The following is a 2,793-nucleotide window of genomic DNA, read 5'->3' as shown; positions in this document are numbered from 1 at the left end:
CAAGTTACATCGTCAAATATTTTTAACTGGTTTACACACTGCTGTTATTGTACCTCATCTTTCTGAGAAAGGCTATATGTCAGCCTAAGTCAGTCTAAGTCAGCCTCAACGTGAGAGATATCTCCAAAGCTAAATTGCGAAATTGAATTTAGCAATTTTTGGGAGATTCTGATCGTGAAAAGAACTAGGGCTAATGGACGGTTTGACTACCAAGATGAAAATGGCATTCTGCTACCAGCAGTTAGCACAATACTTAAGGCTACACAGGCGATTGAGTCTGTAGCTGCTCTTTCTAATTGGCGCAAGAAAGTAGGGAACGCAGAAGCAAATCGCATAGCTGTGACCAGCCGTCGCCGGGGAGAACTATTGCATCAGTGGGTTAAGGATTATTTGCAAGGGTTATCTCCCACTGCTTCCAGCTTAATTGAGCCCTATTGTTATAGCGTTCAGCCTGTACTGGAGAAACTTAGCGATGTCCATTTGGTCGAGACTGTTGTGCCAAATTATGTGGACGGATACGCCGGGAAAGTTGATTTAGTTGCCCGTTATCAAGGTGTTCCATGCACTATTGAGTGGACAACTGCTGAAGAACCTAAACTACGAGTAGAAAAACTCTACGATAAGCCTTTACAGTTAGTTGCTTATGGTGGGGCAATTAATCGATGCTATGGTGAGACTCTGTTTGGTAATAAAATTGTTAATGCTTTGATTGTTGTGGCTCTTCCAGGTGAAGATGGGGAAATATTTGTGTTGGAACGCGAACAATTGCTGGAATACTGGCAGAAGTGGTTGAAACGGCTAAAGTTTTTTGGAGAAAAAGCTGCTTGATAGGTTCAGAAATAGTTAGGATAGAACTGGAGTTGGCTTGTTCTATCCCTAACTATGTTTAGGGTCTTGTTTTTGGGCGGATGGTGTGGCTTAGCCGCTAGTGCTTGTGACAGTTGCGTAAGTCCTGATAGAATTTATTAAATTAACCGCAGAGTTCGCAGATGGAAGAGCCGGGGAGAATTACCATTTTATTATTACATGAGTACAGTTTGCTAGTCAAGGGGAGCTATTGAAATGAGATTGTTAAAACCCTGGCGTTTATTTTTATTAGGTCTAGTTTTTGGGATGGCTGTAATTTTATCAAATTGCGGCACGCCCTCAAACACGGTTAGCAATAATTCTCCAACTGGGCCAACTCCTGCTGCGGTTCCGGCTGGGGCTTTAGTTTACGGTGCGGGCGGGCCGCCGATCAATCTGGAACCGGGAAATATTACTGATGGCAATTCGGTGATTGTTATCGACCAAATTTACAATCGCTTGACTGATTTTAAACCGGGAACTGTGGAACTTGAGCCGAGTCTCGCTACTGAATGGTCAAGTTCTAAAGATGGTAAAACTTGGACTTTTAAATTGCGTTCGGGGGTAAAGTTTCACGACGGTACGGATTTTGATGCGGAAGCTGTTAAGTTTAATGTGGAGCGCTGGTGGGATGCGAAAAATCCTAACGGTTTTCGAGAAGCAGGCAAGAATTATCCGATTTGGAAAGATTTTTTTGGCGGGTTTAAGGGAGAAAAAAATTCTTTAGTAAAAGATGTGGCGGTTGTTGATAAGTCTACGATTAAGTTTGTTTTAAATCAACCTTTTGCTGCTTTTCCCTCGGCGATTGGGTCTGGTTATTTCGGGATGGCGAGTCCGGCGGCGGTGAAAAAAGCGGGTGCTAAATACGGCACTCCGGGGTCGCTGGCGGTGGGTACGGGGCCTTTTGTGTTTCAGGAATGGCGATCGGGCGATCGCATTATCTTAGAAAAAAATCCGAGTTATTGGAAAACTGGCACGCCAAAAGTCAATCAATTGGTAATTCGTTTTGTTGATGATCCGGCGGCGAGACTGGCTCAGTTGCGAGCAGGACAACTTGATTTTAGTGTGGATTTAACGCCGGATCAACTGAAAGAAGTTCAGGGAGATCCTAATTTAGAAGCTGTTGTGCGACCTTCTTTTAATGTCGGTTATTTAGCCTTAAATCCGAGTTACGAACCTTTGTCAAAACCAGAAGTCAGGCGGGCGATCGCCCAAACACTTAACAAGCAAGCAATAGTCAAAGCTTTCTGGGGAGAACTCGGAAAATACGACTCGCAATTTATCCCGCCTGCGCTGAATTTGGCAGAGTCCGATCGAGTTAAAGATTATGAATTTAACCCGCAGCAAGCTAAAGCAATGCTGGCGAAAGCCGGTTATCCGAACGGTTTTGATTTGGATTTGTGGTATATGCCCGTCAGCCGTCCCTATTTTCCCACGCCGAAGCCGATCGCTGAGGCTTTTGCGGCGGATTTGAGCGCGATCGGGATTCGGGTAAAATTGCTGACAAAGGATTGGTCTGCTTATTTAGCCGATCGACTCAAACCTCCCGGATTTCAAGCTTTTATGATGGGTTGGACTGGAGATTATGGGGATCCAGACAATTTTTATTATCCTCACTTCGGCCCTGGTTCCACGGGGGATTTGGGAAATTGGAAAAATCCGAAAGTTCTGGAACTTTTGGATCGGGGAAGGGCGAGTGGGGATAAAGCAGCTAGGGCGAAAATTTATGCGGAAGTTAGCGAGATTTTGCATGGGGAGGCTGTCCGTTTGCCGATTGTGCATTCGCAGCCGCTTTTAGGGAAACGTAAGAATGTTAAAGGTTGGATTCCGAGCCCTTTGGGTTCTGAGTCTTTTGAGGATGTGAGTAAAAACTTAGCGGGTGACAACGTACCTATAATGCTTGCTGCATAAAGGATAGAGCCAAGAAGCCGCGCTGAAAATAGAGAC

Annotated in this window: 2 protein-coding genes; both read left to right on the top strand. The window is 44.8% G+C overall.

Going from position 1 to position 2,793, the window contains the following annotated elements; all coding sequences use genetic code 11:
- The first annotated feature begins 174 nt into the window (after positions 1 to 174).
- Positions 175 to 828: a hypothetical protein gene (locus tag QUA40_RS28215; RefSeq protein ID WP_333131947.1), complete on the top strand. Its 654-nt coding sequence runs from the start codon at positions 175 to 177 to the stop codon at positions 826 to 828.
- A gap of 234 nt (positions 829 to 1,062) precedes the next feature.
- Positions 1,063 to 2,757, top strand: coding sequence for an ABC transporter substrate-binding protein (locus QUA40_RS28210; RefSeq protein WP_333131945.1), 1,695 nt, complete (start codon positions 1,063 to 1,065; stop codon positions 2,755 to 2,757).
- The last annotated feature ends 36 nt before the right edge of the window (positions 2,758 to 2,793 follow it).

Source organism: Microcoleus sp. Pol11C3 (assembly GCF_036701485.1).
GTDB lineage: Bacteria > Cyanobacteriota > Cyanobacteriia > Cyanobacteriales > Microcoleaceae > Microcoleus.
This window is presented reverse-complemented; position numbering and strand designations above follow the sequence as displayed.

Excerpts from the sequence above, each read along its gene's own strand:
- QUA40_RS28210 (WP_333131945.1), top strand. The coding sequence starts at position 1,063 with ATGAGATTGTTAAAACCCTGGCGTTTATTTTTATTAGGTCTAGTTTTT.